Source organism: Saccharopolyspora rosea, assembly GCF_025643595.1.
In the GTDB taxonomy this organism is placed as follows: domain Bacteria; phylum Actinomycetota; class Actinomycetes; order Mycobacteriales; family Pseudonocardiaceae; genus Saccharopolyspora; species Saccharopolyspora rosea.
Genome location: NZ_CP102826.1, coordinates 4,179,589 through 4,195,672, shown reverse-complemented (window position 1 = coordinate 4,195,672; position 16,084 = coordinate 4,179,589). Strand labels below are relative to the sequence as shown.

General features: G+C 73.6%; 11 protein-coding genes. 6 read left to right on the top strand and 5 right to left on the bottom strand.

Going from position 1 to position 16,084, the window contains the following annotated elements; genetic code table 11:
* Positions 1-110: 110 nt before the first annotated feature.
* The 3 genes from NV263_RS19400 to NV263_RS19390 form a co-directional block, all read right to left on the bottom strand.
* Entirely contained in the window at positions 111-926 is an 816-nt protein-coding gene (locus NV263_RS19400) for a class I SAM-dependent methyltransferase (RefSeq protein WP_263247815.1), read from the bottom strand.
* A gap of 206 nt (positions 927-1,132) precedes the next feature.
* The gene (locus NV263_RS19395) at positions 1,133-2,320 is read right to left on the bottom strand and encodes a cytochrome P450 (protein ID WP_263247814.1); all 1,188 of its coding nucleotides are present in this window, start codon (positions 2,318-2,320) and stop codon (positions 1,133-1,135) included.
* Between the two features lie 172 nt (positions 2,321-2,492).
* Positions 2,493-3,383, bottom strand: a complete 891-nt coding sequence (locus tag NV263_RS19390) for a hypothetical protein (protein WP_263247812.1) — start codon at positions 3,381-3,383, stop codon at positions 2,493-2,495.
* A 268-nt stretch (positions 3,384-3,651) separates the two neighbouring features.
* On the opposite strand from NV263_RS19390, the gene NV263_RS19385 reads away from it, so the two are divergent.
* The 3 genes from NV263_RS19385 (at position 3,652) to NV263_RS19375 (ending at position 7,250) form a co-directional block, all read left to right on the top strand.
* Positions 3,652-4,266: a response regulator transcription factor gene (locus tag NV263_RS19385; protein WP_263247811.1), complete on the top strand. Its 615-nt coding sequence runs from the start codon at positions 3,652-3,654 to the stop codon at positions 4,264-4,266.
* Positions 4,259-5,728: an ATP-binding protein gene (locus NV263_RS19380; protein ID WP_263247809.1), complete on the top strand. Its 1,470-nt coding sequence runs from the start codon at positions 4,259-4,261 to the stop codon at positions 5,726-5,728. Before NV263_RS19385 ends, NV263_RS19380 begins: the two co-directional genes overlap by 8 nt.
* Before the next feature lie 118 nt (positions 5,729-5,846).
* Positions 5,847-7,250, top strand: a complete 1,404-nt coding sequence (locus tag NV263_RS19375) for a serine/threonine-protein kinase (RefSeq protein ID WP_263254264.1) — start codon at positions 5,847-5,849, stop codon at positions 7,248-7,250.
* On the opposite strand, the gene NV263_RS19370 is transcribed toward NV263_RS19375, so the two are convergent.
* A complete protein-coding gene (locus tag NV263_RS19370; RefSeq protein ID WP_263247808.1) occupies positions 7,251-8,195 on the bottom strand; it encodes a LuxR family transcriptional regulator in 945 nt (314 codons plus the stop codon). It abuts the gene before it with no gap.
* A gap of 101 nt (positions 8,196-8,296) precedes the next feature.
* Here NV263_RS19370 and NV263_RS19365 point away from each other — a divergent pair, with 101 nt between their 5' ends.
* Together NV263_RS19365 and NV263_RS19360 are read left to right on the top strand one after the other, a co-directional pair.
* Positions 8,297-11,473 carry a bifunctional cytochrome P450/NADPH--P450 reductase gene (locus NV263_RS19365; RefSeq protein ID WP_263247806.1) on the top strand — a complete coding sequence of 1,059 codons (3,177 nt, stop codon included), beginning with the start codon at positions 8,297-8,299 and terminating at the stop codon, positions 11,471-11,473.
* A gap of 64 nt (positions 11,474-11,537) precedes the next feature.
* Positions 11,538-12,683 (top strand): amidohydrolase, encoded by a 1,146-nt coding sequence (locus NV263_RS19360; protein WP_263247805.1) that lies wholly within the window; start codon positions 11,538-11,540, stop codon positions 12,681-12,683.
* Between the two features lie 22 nt (positions 12,684-12,705).
* Here the strand turns inward: NV263_RS19360 and NV263_RS19355 are convergent, their stop codons facing one another.
* Complete coding sequence (locus tag NV263_RS19355) at positions 12,706-14,160, bottom strand: C15 family peptidase (protein ID WP_263247804.1); 1,455 nt, start codon at positions 14,158-14,160, stop codon at positions 12,706-12,708.
* A 499-nt stretch (positions 14,161-14,659) separates the two neighbouring features.
* Between NV263_RS19355 and NV263_RS19350 the strand changes: the two genes are divergently transcribed.
* Positions 14,660-16,069, top strand: coding sequence for a sugar porter family MFS transporter (locus NV263_RS19350; protein ID WP_263247803.1), 1,410 nt, complete (start codon positions 14,660-14,662; stop codon positions 16,067-16,069).
* Positions 16,070-16,084 lie beyond the last annotated feature (15 nt).

Genomic DNA, 16,084 nt, shown 5'->3' with positions numbered 1-16,084 from the left:
AACCCGCTTCTGGAAGGGGCGTGGTAAGCGGCGCCAGCCGCTTCCGCTGAGCGGTTTCGCCGCCCACGACGAGTTCGCAGGAAGACGCATCAGCGCCCGCGACGACGAGTTCACGCACCGGCTGTGATCGCCTCGACCGGGCGCTGTCCCCACACCGACACCAGCGGCGCGGCCAACGCCACGAACTCCGGGTCGTCCAGCGCCGCGTGCACCCGGTCGAACAACTCCGCGGTCACCGGGGTGGTGGCCAGCATCGGCTCGCGCAGGCGCTGGAAGGTGTGCTGGTAGAACGTGCTGATCGGCGTTGCCCCGCGGACCAGTTCGCCGTCGACCACCGCGCCGATCCCGGTCAGCCCGCGCGAGGCCAGCGCCGCGGGCATCCAGTGGGCCCACCGCGAGTCGCCGCCCTTCGACGCCAGCACCGCCACGACCGCGTCGTGCACCCGCTGGAACCGCCCGGCGGCGTCCGGCGGGACGGGCTCGACCACCCCGGCGCCCTCGGCGTCGAACTCCGACAGCAGGATCCGGCCGCCCGGCGCCAGCAGCGACACCAGGTCGTCGAGCACCGCGTCGCGCTCCGGCAGGTGCGAGAGCACCATCCGCGCGTGCACCAGGTCGAAGCTCCCGGACGGCATCCCGTCGGTGAGCAGGTCCCGCTCGCACACCTCGACGGTGCTCGGCAGCCCGGCCGGGTCGAGGAAGCGCACGTCGCGGTCGAGCGCCACCACCCGGCCGCGCTCGCCGACGAGTTCGGCGAGCAGCCGCGCGACCGAACCGTCACCCGCCCCGACGTCCAGGCACGCGGCTCCCCTCGGCACGCCGGCGGTCTCCAGCGCGCGCCGGGAGGCCCGGTCCCACAGGGCGTCCAGACAGGCGAGCCGCTGCCGTTCGGCTTCCCACTCCGGGCTGAAGGCGTAGGTCGACATGACCCGAACGCTAGGCCGGGCGGCGCGGGCGATCAATCCCGCGGGCACCGCGCCCACCTCAGAGCCTGTCTTCGAACCTGCTCCCGGAAGGGGCGTGGCAAGCGGCGCCAGCCGCTTCCTCTTTCGGTGAGTGGTCTCGCAACCTGCACCGGCACCGCCACGCACAACGAGTTCAAAGACAGGCTCTCAGTGTCCACAGTGGATTGTCAGGCGGTTTCGGCCGTCACCACCAGGCCGCGGAGTTCGTAGCCGCCGATGGCGTCGTTGAACGACACCCGGGGCGGCGTGGCCATCGCCACACCGGGCAGGGCGAACAGCTTGGTCAGGAAGATGTCGGTCTCCAGGATCGCGATCGTCGAACCCGGGCACTTGTGCGCGCCGTCGCCGAAGGACAGCCCCGGGGCGCCCGCGCCCTGGGCGAGCGCGCGGCCCGGGCACACCGCCGCCGGTTCCGCGCCGACGGCCTGCTCGTCGGTGTTGGTCTCCGAGACCTCGACGTCGACCAGCTGACCGGCCGGGATGGTGATCGGACCGTCCTCGCCGGGCACCTCGACCGGGCTCGTGGTGCGGCGCTTGAGGTGGCCGACGACTGGTTCTAGGCGCAGCAGTTCGTGCAGGACCGCCAGGCGTTCCGGCTCCTCGGCTCCGCAGTAGCGGGCGCGCAGGTCGTCGTCGGTGAACAGGTGCCAGGCGGCGAGGTTGACGAACTCGCGGGTGGTGACCATGCCGGCGGCCGCGAAGGTGATGCACTCGCCGAGGATCTCCGCCGCCGAGCAGCCCTCGTCGAGCAGGTGGGAGATCACGTCGTCGCGGCGCCGGGCGCGGCGGGAGCGGATCGCCGGGCGGACGTCGGCCAGGTAGATCGCCGACCAGTTGCGCAGCTGGCGGAAGACCCAGTAGAGGCCGTTGAGGCTGGTGAAGCCGGGTTCGCCGAACTCCTCGGGGAAGAACCGCTCCAGGCGTTCGCGCAGACCGGGACGGCTGTCGGTCAGGCCGATCACCGCCGAGGCGACCTCGATCGCCAGCGAGAAGCTCAGGTCCGCCAGGTGCGCGCGGCCCGTGCGGCGCAGCTGGGCGACCTGCTCGTCGGCGACCTGGTGCATGATCGGCCGGTACGCCTCGTCGACGTGGCGCGGGGTGAAGTAGCGGGCGGTCTGGCGCCGGTGCTCGCGGTGTTCCGGGCCGTCGCGGTAGAGCACGGGACGGCGGATGCTCGCGGGCATCTTCTCCACCGTCTCCACACCGAGCCCGGCCTGGACCGTGTCGGTGCTGCGCAGCACCGCCCGCGCAGCGGCGTAACCGCGGATCCGCCACAGTCCGTCGGAACCGTGGTCGACGGGGCAGCCACCCGTCCCGCCCCGGTCGATCTTGCGCGCGTCGGTGCCCTGGGTCATCCGCGAGTCCTCCTTGATCAACTCGCGTTTCCTTGTACCAGGAGTGACCGGACGAGCACAGACCCGGTCGCCACATCGTGGCCGAACGGCAAGAATTCCCGAGCGATCGCGCGGTGGTGCCAGCTGCGGGACCGCGCCCCGGAAGAGCACGCTGCCGCCGCTCGCCCGAAGCTCAGCGGTCGCGGGCGTTCATGTGCAGCAGGGCGAGCATGCTGTCGAACGACGTGTCCTCGGGTGTGCCGTCCAGGTAGGCGAGGATGCGCGCGGCTTCCGGGCTCAGCTCGGCGCCGTCGGCCGCGCTGGCTTCCAGGACGCCGAGCCCGGCGCGCTGGCGCGCCTCGCGCAGGGCGTTGCGCAGCACCTGCACCTCGGCGGGCGTGGGTCGGCGCCGCTCCTCGGCGAGACGTCCGACGATGCGGCGGACGGCCGGGTGGCTGCTGACGCTGTCGAGCCGTCCGGCGTAGGCGGCCATCAGCTGCGACCCGCCGCGCCGCCGACCGGTCCGGCGCGGTCGTTCGGACTCGCGCGGCAGCAGCTCGTCCAGGGCGCCGAGCGCGCGGGAGATGCGTTCGTCCTTGTCCCGGCCGCGTTCCAGCGGGTCCCGCCGCCGGCGCCGGGCCTGCTCCCGGGCGTGCTCGCGGGCCCGCTGCCCGCGTTCGCCCAGCGGGCGCCGCGCCCGGGGTTCGGTGCGGCGCTGCTGTTCGCGGTTGATGCGCAGCCACGCCTCGATCGTCAGGCCGGGGCGCGGCGGGGCCAGGCGGGCGTCGCGTTCGGAGTCGGCGTGGTCGGTGAACCACGCGCGCAGGCGGCTCTGCAGGAAGTGCCCGACGTCCTCGTGCGGTCCGCGCGGGAGCTGCCTGCTGTTGTCCGGTCGGCGGTCCAGCGCGGCGAGCAGCGCGTCCACGCACCAGCCGGAGTCGTACCAGCGCTGCAACAGCCGCGCGACCTCCGGGGTCAGCGGGTCCCGCCAGCCCGCCCGGTAGAACAGCGAGCGGGTGGCCTGCTCGGCGTTCTCGCTGGTCGGGATCACGTTCCCGGGCCACTGGTGCGGTCGGAACGCCACGGCTCACCTCCTCGCTCGGCTCCATTCTGCCGGGCCCGGCCGGGAGCGGCCCGGCCGGGCCCGGGCGACGACGCGCGGGATCCCGCCGGTCGCGCAGCGTCGCCGCAGCCGCCGCCCGGATGAAAAACCGTGCGGCCCTTGACGTTTTCCGGCGCACCGGTGATACGAAAGGTGCGAGGACGACCCACCCGGACGGTGCTGCGCCACCGCCGCCGGGGCGGGCACCGGACGGCGGAGGCGGCGTGGGCCGAGTGAACGGGGCGGGCCGATGAGCGTGGTCTACGTCGTCGACGACGACCGGGAGTTGTGCACGTCGCTGGCGTGGCTGCTGGAGTCGGTGAACATCCGCTCGGAGTGCTTCCCGGACGTGCGCTCGTTCCTGGCCGGCTACGACCCGGACCGGCCGGCCTGCCTGGTGCTGGACGTGCGGATGCCCGAGGCCAGCGGGTTCCAGTTGCAGGACGAGCTCAACGAGCTGGGCTCGGTGCTGCCGGTGGTGTTCGTCTCCGCGCACGGCGACATCCGGATGTCGGTGCGCGCGATGCAGCGGGGCGCGGTCGACTTCCTGGAGAAGCCCTACGACCCGCAGCACATGCTGGAGGTCGTGCAGAGCGCGCTGCGCACCGCGCGGGAGCGGTTCGCCCGGCGGGCGCGGGAACGCGAACTGCGGGACCGGTTGGCGAACCTGACCCGCCGGGAACGGGAAATCCTCGACCTGGTCCTCGACGGCCTGCCGAGCAAGAGCATCGCCGGACGGCTGGGCATCAGCGTCAAGACCGTCGACGTGCACCGCACCCGGATCCGCGAGAAGGTCGGCGCCCGCAGCATCACCACCCTGGTGCGCGAGATGGCCCGCGCGGGCCTGGACGGCCGGGATGGCTGACCTCGACGTCGGCGACCACCTCCGGCTGCTCCAGTCGATGAAGTACTGCGTGCTGGTGCACGACGCGGCCACCAAGGAGATCCTGTGGGCCAACCGGGCGGCCTGCGAGCTGCTCGGTTTCACCGTCGACGAGCTGCGGCCGCTCAAAGCGCCGGACATGAGCGGAAACGCCGCGCAGTACCGGCGGGAGATCGGCGTGGCCTGGTTGCAGGACGCGGTGGACAGCGGCGAGAGCGCCACGGAGTGGTGCTACCGGTCCAAGAGCGGCGAGGAGATCCTCACCGAAGCCATCGCCGTGAAGGTCGACCTGTCGTCCCGGCCGGTGGTCATGGTGCAGTTCCGCGACATCGCCGAAGAGAAAGCGGTGCGGCGCGACCTGTTCCGCACCGAGGGCCGGTTGCGGACGTTCCTGCGCACCCTCGCCGAGGGCATCGTGGTGCTCGACGACGACGGGACCGTGGCGTTCGCCAGCGAGTCCGCCGCGACCCTGCTGCGCACCGATGTCGCCGACCTCGCGGACGCGGACTTCGCGGACTTCTGCGACACCGCGACCCGTGGACTGCTGCGGGAGGCGATCGCCTCCCGCGCCCAGCACCACGGCCGCTACCGGCTGCGCGGCCGCGACGGGGCGCTGCGCTGGTACGCGGGCAGCTGCCAGCACATCGAGCTGGAAAGCGACCTGCGGGGGCACCTGCTGCTGTTCCACGACATCTCCGAGCAGGTGCGCGCCGAGGAGGAGCACCGGCGCGACGCCCAGCACCTCAACCACCTCGCCCGCTACAACGCGATGGGCGACATGGCGATGGCCATCGCGCACGAACTCAGCCAGCCGCTGTCGGCCGCGTGCAACTTCCTCGCCGGCGTGCGCGGCAGGATCGGCGGCAGCGCGGGCGAATCCGTGCTGTGGGGGCTGGACAACGCCGCGCTGCAGATCGACCGCGCCGCCCAGATCATCCGCAGCCTGCGCCGGTACGTGGTGCGGCTGGAGCAGTCCGAGCAGCTGGCCGACCTCAACGACATCGTCGCCGACTGCGAGTACTTCCTCCAGCTGCGCGCCAAGGACCGCCAGGTGGGGCTGTCGGTGGAGCTGTCCGGCGAACCGCTGCCGGTGCGGTGCGAGCAGGTGCTCATCGGCCAGGTGGTGCTCAACCTCGGGTTCAACGCGATCGACGAGATGGCGCGCTGGCCGGCGGCGCAGCGCCGCGTCGAGGTGGCCACCCGGCGGTCCGGCGGGCACGCCGAGCTCACCGTCACCGACCGCGGCGAGGGGTTGGCCGCGATCCCCGCAGGCCGCGTCTTCGACGGCGTGTTCACGTCCAAGGAGGACGGCAACGGCATCGGCCTGGCGCTGAGCCACCGCATCATCACCCGCCACGGCGGCCACCTCGACGCCACCGACAACGTCCCGCGCGGAGCGGTCTTCACCGCCACCCTGCCGCTGACCGCCGAATCCGGCCGCTGACCCGGTTCCCGCCACGAGCTGCGATCACGGGATCTCGGCGCACACCCCCCGGCGCGTCGTGGACAGCCCATAAGATTCCCGGGCGGAGTTCGGCGACGAGGAGTGGTTGCACATCGTGATGTGGCAGTTCGGCCCCTACCGGGTGGAGGCGTTGATCGCGCGCGGCGGGATGGGCGAGATCTTCCGCGCGTACGACACGCGCCACGACCGCGTCGTCGCGCTCAAGCTGCTCAGCGCGGACCTCGCCGCCGACCACGAGTTCCGCGAGCGGTTCAAGCGGGAGGCGCACGCCGCCGCCCGGCTGCGCGAGCCGCACGTCATCCCGATCCACGCCTACGGCGAGATCGACGGCCGCCTGTACCTCGACATGCGCCTGGTGGAGGGCAGCGACCTGGGCGCGCTGCTGACCGCCCACGGCCCGATGCGCCCGTCCGACGCGGTGCACGTGGTCGAGCAGGTGGCGCAGGCGCTGGACGCCGCCCACGCGGACGGCCTGGTGCACCGGGACATCAAGCCGTCCAACGTGCTGCTCGGCACCGGCGGTTTCGCGTACCTGGTGGACTTCGGCATCGCGCACTCGGTGCGGATGCCCTCCACGCTGACCTCCACCGGGGTGACCATCGGCACGTTGGACTACATGGCCCCGGAGCGCTTCGACGACCAGCCGGTGGACGGCCGCGCGGACGTCTACTCGCTGGCCTGCGTGCTCTACCAGTGCTTGACCGGCGACAAGCCGTTCGCCGCCGACACCGCGGCGTCGCTGATCAACGCGCACCTCAACCACGAGCCGCCGAAGCCCAGCGAGCAGCGCCCCGAACTGCCGCACGAGTTCGACCGGATCGTCGCCCGCGGCATGGCGAAGAACCCGGCGGACCGCTTCGGCACCGCGGGGGAACTCGCCCGCGCCGCGCGCCAGGCGCTGACCACCGTCGCGCCGGTCCCGGCACCGGGCGGCACCGGTGCGCGGCGCTCCGCCGGGCGGCGGTGGCCGGTCGTGCTCGCCGGGGCCGGTGCGGTGGCCGCGGTCGCCGTCGCCCTGGTGGTGACCACGCGGATGACCGAGGCCGGACGGCCGCTCCCGCAGGACCCGGGCGCCGGCACGGCGGCCTCCGAGTCCGCTCGGACATCGGAGCAGCCGCCCGCCGGTCGATCGCCGGTGCTGCCGCCGCCGGTCGACGACGATCCGCACGACCCGCCGCCGAGCAACCCGCCGGACCGCACCAAGTGGTGCCAGACGATCTCGTTCGAGGGCGCCCAGCGCGGCATCGGCTGCTTCCAGGCGTACGGGGACCACCTGTACGCCCAGGACACCAAGGCCGACGGCAGGTGGATCCGGGTCGCGGCCGAGACCGACTACGGCCCGAAGCCGGAGTGCCGGGACCTCAACAGCAAGGGCGGCATGGTGGACTGCGACTTCGACCTGAGCGAGAAGGGAAAGCTGCGGTTCCAGGTCCAGCTCTGGGACGCCAAGCAGAAGATCACCGAGACGCCCTGGACGCCGTTCTACCCGATCGGCCAGTGATCACCCGGCCGACGGCGGCCAACCGCGCAGCAGGCCGCGGGCGTAGGCGGCGGCGACCAGGGCGGTGCGGTTGGTCGCGCCGAGCCGGTCGCGCAGCCGGGCGAGGTGGTAGTTGACGCCGTCGGCGGTCATCCCGAGTGACCGGGCGATGGCCGTGCTCGGCCGCCCCAACGCGACTTCCTCCAGCACGCGGCGTTCCCGCTCGGCCAGCTCGGCGGGCGGTGCCGGGCCGGGTTCGGCGGCCGGGGGCTCCGGCACGACCACCACCAGCAGGCCGGAGGCGTCCAGCTCCGGGTGCGGAACCGGCTGCAACGTCACCGACCCGGCGCTGCCGGACGCGCGTTCCGACAGGGGCACGGCGGAGAACCGGTACGCGGCCCGGCCGCCCGCGCGAAGCGTGCGCCCGATCTTGTCCAGCACCGCCGGGTCGGTCGGGCGCAGCAGCTCGGTCAGCGTCACCCCGCGCAGCGACCGCATGTCCTGGCCGAGGAACTCGGCCATCGGCGGGTTGGCCTCGACGATCTGCCCGTGCAGCCGGCAGGCGGCGATCGGCAGCGGCAGCGACAACATCATGTCCAGCGTCCGGCTGCGCCACTGGCGGACCCGGCGCTGCGCGTCGACGAGCCCGGTGATGTCCAGCAGCACCGACCCGACGTGGCCGGGCTCGGGCATCGGGAAGTGGTAGGTGCGCCACGTCGGTTCGCCCGCGGAGTCGCGCACCAGCGTTCGGCCGGTGTGGCGGACCGTCTCGTGCGCGGCGCGCAGCGCGTCGGACAGCGGTTCCGGGATGTCCGGGTGCAGCCGCCGGAACGGCTCGTTGGACCACCGCACGTGCTCGGCGGCGTCGAAGACCGCGGCGGCGATGGGCAGTTCCGCCAGGAAAGCCGCCAGATCCACTCCCAGCGGCCCGGTATCCGAAGAGTGGTCTTCCGTCAAGGAGAACACGTGTCTCGATGCTACAGATTCTGGTAGTGCGGTCGCGGCGGGCGCGGGCCGCGGACGTCGAACATCGGTGGCGAGGAATCCCGACGCACGAGGAGAGGCACATGGCGGCACACCAGCGACCCGGCGGGCTCGACGCGCGGCGGCTGCCCCACCCGCCCGGCAGGCTGCCGCTGCTGGGCGACGTCTCGGCCCTGTTCAGCCCCGCGCCGCTGCAGGACCTCGTGGACAGCGCCCGCGACCTCGGGCCGATCTTCGGCCGCAAGGTCCTCGGCAGCGAGATCGCCATGGTCACCGGCGCCGACCTGGTCGCCGAGCTCGCCGACGAGCAGCGCTTCGCCAAGGGCGTCGGCCCCGCCCTGCGCCGCGTGCGCCGGTTCACCGGCGACGGGCTGTTCACCGCGTTCAACGACGAGCCGAACTGGGCCAAGGCGCACCGGATGCTCATGCCCGCGTTCGCGATGAGCTCGATGCGCGACTACCACGACACGATGCTGCGGGTCGCCGACGACCTGCTGCGCCATTGGGACGCCGCCGCCGGGTCCCGGCCGGTGGACGTGCCCGGCGACATGACCCGCCTGACGTTGGACACCATCGGCCTGTGCGGGTTCGGCTACGACTTCGGGTCGTTCGGCCGGGATACCCCGCACCCCTTCGTCGAGGCGATGGTGCGCGCCCTGCTGCACGCGCAGAACCAGGCCAAGCGGCTGCCCGGACTGGGCCGGCTGTACCGGAAGGCCGACGAGCAGCACGAGCGCGACATCCGCCTGATGTTCGGCATCGTCGACGACGTGATCCGCGAGCGCCGCCAGGCCGGGGACACCGCGACCGGCGACCTGCTGGGCCTGATGCTCGGCGCCGACGATCCGCTCGACGACGTCAACATCCGCCACCAGGTGATCACCTTCCTCATCGCCGGGCACGAGACGACCTCCGGCGCGCTGTCGTTCGCGCTGCACTACCTGGCGAAGAACCCGGCCGTGCTGGCCCGTGCGCAGTCCGAAGTGGACGAACTGTGGGGGCCGGACGACGACCCGCGGCCGAGCTTCGCCGACATCGGCAAGCTGCGCTACGTGCGGCAGATCCTCAACGAGGCGCTGCGGCTGTGGCCGACCGCGCCGGGCTTCTCCCGCCAGGCGCTGACCGACACCGTCCTCGGCGGCGAGTACCCGATCCACAAGGGACAGTCGGTGCTGGTGTTCACGCCGCTGCTGCACCGCGATCCGGTGTGGGGCGACAACGTCGACAACTTCGACCCGGACCGGTTCTCCCCGGAGCGGGAGCAGCAGCGCCCGCCGCACGCGTTCAAACCGTTCGGCACCGGGGAGCGCGAGTGCATCGGCCGCCAGTTCGCGCTGCACGAGGCGACCATGGTGCTCGGCATGATCATCCACCGGTACCGGCTGCTCGACCACGCCCGCTACCGGCTGCGCATCCAGCAGACGCTGACCATCAAGCCCGCGGGGCTCACCCTCGGCCTGGTGCGCCGGACGCCGCAGGAGCGGCGGCGCGCGACCCCGGCGGTGCCGGCCGCGCCCCGCGAGCGGGTGGTCGGCCGGGTCCGCGAGGGCACCGAGCTGACCGTGCTCTACGGTTCCGACCTGGGCACCAGCAAGGCGACCGCCGAGCAGCTGGCCGCCGAGGCGGCCGAGCGCGGCTGCCGGACCTCGGTGGCACCGCTGGACTCCGCCGTCGGCGAGCTGCCCACCGGCGGCCCGCTGCTGGTCGTGGCCTCCTCCTACAACGGCCGTCCCACCGAGAACGCGGCGGAGTTCGTCTCCTGGCTGGAGGGCACCGCCGATCCCGTGGCGCGCGGCGTGCGCTACGCGGTGCTCGGGGTGGGCGACCGCAACTGGGTGGCGACCTTCCAGCGCATCCCGTCGCTGATCGACCAGCGGCTCGCCGAGACCGGCGGGCAGCGGCTGGTGGAGCGCGGTGTCGTCGACGTCTCCGGCGATCCGCTCGGCGACACCGACGAGTTCGGCGACCGGCTGTGGACGGCGCTGCTGGAGCACTGGGGCGACGACACCGGCACCGGTGCGACCGCCGAGGACGGCGCGCCCGCCTACACCGTCGAACCGGTCCGCGGGCCGGTGACCGCGGACCTGGACGAGCGGCACGGCCTGCGGCCGATGCAGGTGCTGGCCGCGGAGTCCCTCGTGGACACCGAGCACCCGCTGGCGCGTCCCAAGCGGTTCCTGCGGCTGCGGCTGCCGGACGGCGTCACCTACCGCACCGGGGACCACCTCGCCGTGCTGCCCGACAACCGGCCGGAGCAGGTCCGCCGGGCCGTCGAGCTGCTGCACCTCGACCCCGAGGAGCTGGTCCGCGTCCGGCCGCGGGAGGGCCTGCGCCGCCCGCTGCCGGTCGACCGCCCGGTGACCGTGCGGGAACTGCTCACCCACTTCGTCGAACTCCAGGCGCCCGCGACCGGCAAGGTGGTCCGCGCGCTGGCCGACCGCAACCCCTGCCCGCCGGAGCAGCGCGCGCTGGAAGCGCTCGCCGCGGAACCCGACGGGCGCACCGTCCTCGACCTGGTGGAGGGCAATCCCGCGCTGCGCGAGCACCTGCCGCTCGGCGCGCTGCTGGAACTGCTGCCGCCGATGCGTCCCCGCACCTACTCGATCTCGTCGTCCGCGCAGGCCCAGCCGGGCGAGGTCGACCTGATGGTCTCGGTGCTCACCGCCCCCTCGCGCACCGGTTCCGGCGAGTTCCGCGGCGTCGGATCGCACCACATGGCCGGGCTGCGGCCCGGGGACCGGGTGCGGGCGGCGGTGCGCCCGTGCCGCGAGGTGTTCCGCGTCGACCCCGCGTCCGAGGCGCCGGTGATCATGGTCGGCGCCGGGACCGGGCTGGCGCCCTTCCGCGGCTTCATCGCCGACCGGGTGCACGCGCTGGGCCGGGGCGAGGCGCCGTCCCCGGCGCTGTGCTACTTCGGCTGCGACCACCCGGACGTCGACTACCTGCACCGCGAGGAACTGACCGCGGCGGAGGCCGCCGGTGCGGTGTCGATGCGCCCGGCGTTCTCCGAGGCGCCGGAGCGCGGCGCGCGGTTCGTCCAGCACCGCATCCTCGCCGACGGCGAGGAGATCCACCGGCTGCTGGAGGCGGGCGCGCGCGTGCACGTCTGCGGCGACGGCGCGCGCATGGCGCCCGGTGTCCGCGACGCGTTCCTGGGCCTGCACCGCGAACACACCGGCGCGGACGAGGACAAGGCCCGGCGCTGGCTGGACGACCTCATCGCCCAGCACCGCTACGTGGAGGACGTCTACGGCGGCTGATCGGGACTTGGCATCCGGTCCTCGGGCGCACATCATCGGTGCGCACCGAGGAAAGGACGGCCACGTGAACGAGCTCAAGAAGCGCCTGCACGACTCCTACGCCGACATCGCCGACGGCCTGCTGGCGTTCAGCCACCGGCTGCACGAGTCGCCGGAGACCGGGTTCGAGGAGTTCAAGGCGTCGGCGTGGCTGGCCGAGGAGCTGCGGGCCGTTCCCGGCGCGCGGGTGGTGCACGGCCTCGGCGAACTGCCGACCGCGGTGCGCGCCGACGCCGGGAGCGGTCCGCTGGTCGTGACGATCTGCGCCGAGTACGACGCGCTGCCCGGCGTCGGGCACGCGTGCGGGCACAACATCATCGCGGCGGGCGCGCTGGGGGCCTTCACGCTGCTGGCCGGGGTCGCCGACGAACTCGACGTCACCGTGCGGCTGCTGGGCACCCCGGCCGAGGAGAGCGGCGGCGGCAAGATCCTGATGCTGGAGCAGGGCGACTTCGACGGCACCCACGCCGCGATGATGGTGCACCCCGGCAACGCCGACCGGACGAACATGCTGCCGCTGGCCTGCGCCGGTTTCGACGTCCGCTACCGGGGCAGGAGCGCGCACGCCTCGGCGCAACCGCACCAGGGCGTCAACGCGCTGGACGCGATGACGGTCGCCCTGACCGCCATCGGCCTGGCCCGCCAGCAGCTCGAACCCGGTCAGCAGATCCACGGCTGCGTCGCCGGTGCCGGGACCGCGCCGAACGTCATCCCGGAGTCGGCGGCCGGGCAGTGGATGGTGCGCGCCCACGACCTGGAGTCGCTGGGCCGGGTCGAGGCCGTGCTGCGCCGCTGCTTCGAGGCCGGGGCGGTGGCCACCGGCGCCGAGCTGGAGTTCACCCCGTCCGACCCGCCGTACGCGGAGATGCGCGGTGACGCGCGGATGGAGGAGCTGTTCCGGGACAACGCCGCCGAGCTGGGGCGCGCCCTGGTCCCGGAGGACACCCGGGGCGGTTCCACCGACATGGCCAACGTCTCCCACCACTTCCCGACGATCCACCCGATGCTCGACCTCGGGGACGCCCCGCCGATCCACCACCCGGCGTTCGCCGAGGCCGCGGCCGGTCCGGGCGGCGACCGGGCGGTCCGCGACGCCGCCCTGGGCATGGCCTGCACGGTCGTGGACCTGGCCACCGACCCGGCCGAGCGGCAACGGCTGCTGGCGGGCTGAACCGCGCGGATCCGCCTGGCGCTCAGCCGTCGGCGACGACCCGGATCAGCTCGCGGGTCTGGTGCACGATGGCCCGTCGCCACGCGTCGAAGGTGGCGTCGCTGTCGCCGAACCGGGTCTCGAAGTGCTGCATGTCGGGCGTGTGCACGTGCCCGGCGGGGATGTCCAGGCCCATCCGGTCGCGCAGCAGCGCGTTGCGGTAGCCGCTCTCGTTGGACAGGTAGTTGCCGCCCCCGCCGCTGTAGGAGCACGAACCGGGGTCCGGCGGCACCGGCGGTGCCGCCGGCGGGTGTTCCGGCGGGACGGGGGAGTTGCGGGTGACCCGCTCGGTCGAGCGGCAGTCCGGGAACTCGGTGTAGTTGGTGTGCCACACCACGCCGAACGCCTCGGACTGGTCGGGCCAGGTGTCGCCGGGCGGGCGCGGCACCCCGGCGCCGGTGCGCGCGGCGATCATCCGGTCCACCGGCAGCGTCGTGGACGTCCACTGCGGAGGGTTGTGCAGGTCGAAGTCCGCCGGACCACCCCAACGGGGTACGACCGCGGTGTCGCAGCGCGGGTCGTCGACCGCGAGACGCGGCGCGCCGTGCACCGGCGGGCAGGGGCGCACGCCGTCGTTGCCGGGGGAGACGCCGTGGTACCGGCCGTTCCACTGCTCCAGGTCGAACGCCGCACCACCGGCCTGGCTGATCGTCACCGACGCGTCGAGCCCGCGCCGCATCGCCGGTCCGACGGTGTCCTCCAGGTACCCGCGCGCGAACTCCGGGTAGTTCACCGGCAGCGTGTACGCCTCGATGCGGGCGAGGCCGCCGTCGGGCGTGCGGACCGTCGTGCCGTCGAGGGCGAGCGCGGCGGCCCCGGACGGGTTGCCGTGCCGCAGGTTGTTGCCCACCGTGCCCGGCGCCGGTCCGCGTTGGCCGCCGTCGAGCGTGTACGGGTCGAAACCGCTGACCAGCACCCGCCGCACGCCCGGCGGGAAGTCGACGTCGCGGACACCCCGGGACGCCCGGTCGAACGCGGTGACCAAGCGCTCGCGCGACACCCGGAAGCCGGGAACCCACTGCCGCAGCGCCGCCCGCGCGCGCAGCCGCGTCCAGTACAGCGGCCGGTCGTCGCTCGACGGCAGCGCGCCGCGCACCACCCGCCGCTGCGCCCGGTCCACGGCCGCCCGCCACAGCCGCTCGCCGGCGTCGACCACCACCGCGCGCGCCGCTGCCGGACCGCTCGTCCGGCACAGCCGAGCGACCAGGTCGGGGGTGAACGCCCCGAACCCGGCTCCCCCGATCATCCGCTCGGACAACGGCTCGGCCTGCGCACGGCCGGGATCGGCCTCGTCGGGCAGCGTCGCGCCGAGCCGGTTCTCCTCGACCGGCAGCGGCACCGCCGGGTCGAGGCATCCGCGCGGCGTCGCCGACGCGGGTGCCACCGTCGCGGCCACCGCCACGACCGCCAGCGCCGCGGCGATCAGGACCTGCTTCATGTCCCCCTCCTCGTGCACATCCTGCACTCCGCGACAACGCGCGTGCACCACCGCTGATGGGGTGACGATCCGCGGGCGGACCGGGTCGCCAAGCCCCTTGCCCGCCCGCTCCGGAGCGCCCGAGCACTCGTGCACCGCGCCGTGCCGGGAGCCGGGCGGGCGGTCCCGCGAGGTGGTCGAACGCCTGCGCGTCGAGGGCGCCACCCGCTGCACCGAGCCCCCACCCGGGGCGGCGAGTCCGAAAACCCGCCGCTCGCGGGGTTTTCGGCGACGAGGTGGTCCACTCGACGCGCTGAGCGCACCCGTTCGAAGGAGCGCTGAAGCCGCCGGTACGCGGCACGACCATCCGTCAGCCTCCCGATTGCGCCTTCGGGAAACCTGAGCGACGGTGTGGCGCAGGGGGAGTCCGGTCCACGACCGTCAGAAGTGGACGATCGCGCAACCGGATCCGGCCTGGTCAGCGGGATATCACCCGGATGGCTGAGGAGGCGGATCGACGATGCGGGAAGCGGGACGGGCGCCGGAGCAGCGCGGCACCGGAAGCGGTCGGGTGGTCGTCGTCAGCGCGTCGGTGATCGCCGCGCTCGGGGGGCTGCTGTTCGGTTACGACACCGGCGTCATCTCGGCGGCGCTGCTGTACCTGACACCGGACTTCGGCCTGTCCGCGATGATGCAGCAGCTCGTGGTGTCGTCGCTGCTGGTCGGCGCGGTGGCCGGGGTGGTCGCCGGAGGCCCGCTGGCCGACCGGCTCGGCCGCCGCCGCGTGCTGGTCGGCGTGACCGTGGTGTTCACCGGCTGCACGCTGCTGTGCGCCGCGGCCCCGGATCCGGGAGTGCTCACCGCCGCCCGGACCGGCTTGGGACTGGCCATCGGCGCCTCGTCGCTGGTGGTGCCCACCTACATCGCGGAGATGGCGCCCCGCGCGCACCGCGGCGCGCTGGTGTCGCTGCACCAGCTCATGGTCACGGTCGGCATCCTCGCCTCCTACCTGGTCGGCTACGCGCTGTCCGGCGGCGGCCAGTGGCGGTGGATGTTCGGGCTGGCCGTGCTGCCCTCGGTGGTGATGCTGGCCGGGCTGCTGTTCCTGCCGGAGAGCCCGCGCTGGCTGCTCGCGCACGGGCGGGAGGCGCGGGCCCGCGAGGTGCTCGCGCGCACCCGGCCGCCGGACGAGGTCGAGGCCGAGCTGGCCGACATCGCCGCGGCGCTGCGGGCCGAGAGCCGGTTGTCCTACCGCGACCTGCTGGGCCGCGGTTACCGCCGGTGGGTCTCGGTGGGCGTGGCCGCCGCGGGCACCAGCCAGGTCGTCGGGGTCAACGCGGTGATCTACTACGCGCCGACGATCCTGAAGAACGCCGGGTTCGGCGATTCCGCGGCGATCCTGTCGTCGGTGGGCATCGGCACGGTGAACGTGCTGTCCACGGTGGTGGCGCTGGCGTTCATCGACCGGCTCGGCAGGCGGCCGCTGATCCTCGGCGGCACGGTCGTGGTGATCGCGGCGCTACTGGCGATCGGCGTGCTGTTCCTGCAACCGGTGCGCGGCGGGGTGGCCATCGGGCTGATCGCGGCGCTGATCGTGTACGAGGCGGCGTTCGCGTGCAGCCTGGGCATCGCGATCTGGCTGGTCAACAGCGAGATCTTCCCGAACAGCGTGCGCGGCAAGGCCGCGTCGTTCGGCATCGTCACGCACTGGGGCCTGGACCTGGCGGTGTCGATCAGCGTCCTGACGCTGATCTCGGCGCTCGGCGCCTCGGGCGTGTTCTGGCTGTACGCGGTGCTGGGCATGCTCGGTCTGGCCTACCTGCACCGCTGGCTACCGGAGACCAAGGGCCGCAGCCTGGAGGAGATCGAGGCGTCGCTGCGCACCACCGACCGGTCCGAAGGCGCCGCACCGGGGCACGTGGTCGGCTGACCGGCCGGCAGCGCC

Excerpts from the sequence above, each read along its gene's own strand:
- NV263_RS19400 (WP_263247815.1), bottom strand. The coding sequence starts at position 926 with ATGTCGACCTACGCCTTCAGCCCGGAGTGGGAAGCCGAACGGCAGCGG.
- NV263_RS19395 (WP_263247814.1), bottom strand. The coding sequence starts at position 2,320 with ATGACCCAGGGCACCGACGCGCGCAAGATCGACCGGGGCGGGACGGGT.
- NV263_RS19385 (WP_263247811.1), top strand. The coding sequence starts at position 3,652 with ATGAGCGTGGTCTACGTCGTCGACGACGACCGGGAGTTGTGCACGTCG.
- NV263_RS19380 (WP_263247809.1), top strand. The coding sequence starts at position 4,259 with ATGGCTGACCTCGACGTCGGCGACCACCTCCGGCTGCTCCAGTCGATG.
- NV263_RS19375 (WP_263254264.1), top strand. The coding sequence starts at position 5,847 with ATGTGGCAGTTCGGCCCCTACCGGGTGGAGGCGTTGATCGCGCGCGGC.
- NV263_RS19365 (WP_263247806.1), top strand. The coding sequence starts at position 8,297 with ATGGCGGCACACCAGCGACCCGGCGGGCTCGACGCGCGGCGGCTGCCC.
- NV263_RS19355 (WP_263247804.1), bottom strand. The coding sequence starts at position 14,160 with ATGAAGCAGGTCCTGATCGCCGCGGCGCTGGCGGTCGTGGCGGTGGCC.
- NV263_RS19350 (WP_263247803.1), top strand. The coding sequence starts at position 14,660 with ATGCGGGAAGCGGGACGGGCGCCGGAGCAGCGCGGCACCGGAAGCGGT.